At 30.1% G+C, this 259-nt stretch carries 1 pseudogene; it reads right to left on the reverse strand.

The features are described 5' to 3' along the window. Positions 1–176: pseudogene (locus KVT11_RS20175) on the reverse strand (sulfotransferase family 2 domain-containing protein); the annotation flags it as partial. Between the last annotated feature and the right edge of the window lie 83 nt (positions 177–259).

Consider the following 259-nt stretch of genomic DNA (forward strand, 5'->3'; position numbering starts at 1 on the left):
TGGTATTTTTTTGCTTCAGTAAATAATCCAATTTGAAAAAAGAACCAATTAGCTAATGTAGTACATCCGCTTCTGTGGCTCCAGAATAGTATCAGGGGAAAGTCTTTATGGAAATGTGGAATTCGGTCTTTATGTAGAATTACATGATTTAACAGCTCTTGATTTACATTCTTCATAAATTTAATGCTCCTTTTTGAAAGTTTTATTTATGGAGAAGGCTTTACTAATCCAATATATTCATGGAAATGAGTAAATATTA

Source organism: Bacillus sp. GbtcB10 (assembly GCF_019091365.1).
Taxonomy (GTDB): Bacteria; Bacillota; Bacilli; order Bacillales; family Bacillaceae; genus Bacillus; species Bacillus altitudinis.